The sequence below is a fragment of the Bacillus sp. AFS023182 genome (genome assembly GCF_002560575.1).
Lineage (GTDB): Bacteria > Bacillota > Bacilli > Bacillales > Bacillaceae_G > Bacillus_A > Bacillus_A arachidis.
Window position 1 is genome coordinate 1 of the sequence record NZ_NTRO01000124.1, and the last position, 816, is coordinate 816.

2 protein-coding genes are annotated in these 816 nt (G+C 33.8%); both read left to right on the forward strand.

Annotated elements, in window-relative coordinates; translation table 11 throughout:
- The first annotated feature begins 25 nt into the window (after positions 1–25).
- Positions 26–412 carry a hypothetical protein gene (locus tag CN288_RS27445; protein ID WP_098303601.1) on the forward strand — a complete coding sequence of 129 codons (387 nt, stop codon included), beginning with the start codon at positions 26–28 and terminating at the stop codon, positions 410–412.
- A 38-nt stretch (positions 413–450) separates the two neighbouring features.
- On the forward strand, positions 451–639 hold the full coding sequence (locus CN288_RS29220) for a hypothetical protein (RefSeq protein ID WP_080548504.1): 189 nt from the start codon (positions 451–453) through the stop codon (positions 637–639).
- Positions 640–816: the final 177 nt, after the last annotated feature.

The window sequence follows — 816 nt, forward strand, 5'->3', positions numbered from 1 at the left end:
CTACAGGACAATAAGGAGTGATAATATGGCACGTTTAAGTGATTTAGTTAATGTTGATATAAATAGAAATAAAATTAAGATACAGGGAGTAGAAATCCCTGTTATTTTTACAATGGCTTCATTTCCGTATGTGGAAGAGTCATATGGTGGAGAATATCATGTGTTTGAAAAAGAATTGCATGAAATGATGGCAAAAGAACAATTTAGTTTAGGTGAAAAAGAAATTAAATTAATGAGTACACTCATTTATGCGATGGTTCGTAGTGGTGGTACTGAATGTACACCTGACGAAATTAAAAATTCAATACCTATGTACGATTTACCTGGTGTTTTCAAAGTTGTAATGGAGATTTTCCAAGGTCAAACTTTCCAACATTCTGATATGGAGAAACTGAAGCAAGAAAAAAAGTAAAAAACATACTGACAAAAAATGAAGAATCTCAGTCCGAGTTGGACTGGGATTTTTATTTTTATGTTGGTAATACGTTGCTAGGTTTAAGTATGGATGATTTTTGGAAAATCACTCCTAATCATTTTTTGAAACAATTCATTATGCATCTTCGATACACCAATCCAGATGCACTAAATGAAGTCAAACCAAAACAAATCTATACGTTAGATCAGACTCCGTTTCGATAAGTGAGGTGAGAAAATGCCAGGAGGAAACAGAGAAAGAAACGTTGTTCTTAACTTTAAAATGGATGGACAAGTACAGTACGCTAACACGCTGAAACAAATCAATATGGTTATGAACAACGCCGCAAAGGAATATAAGAATCATATTGCAGCAATGGGTCAAGATGCCACTATGACTGA

What these genes read in the sequence shown, in the direction of transcription:
- CN288_RS27445 (WP_098303601.1), top strand. Translation starts at nt 26, where the DNA reads ATGGCACGTTTAAGTGATTTAGTTAATGTTGATATAAATAGAAATAAA.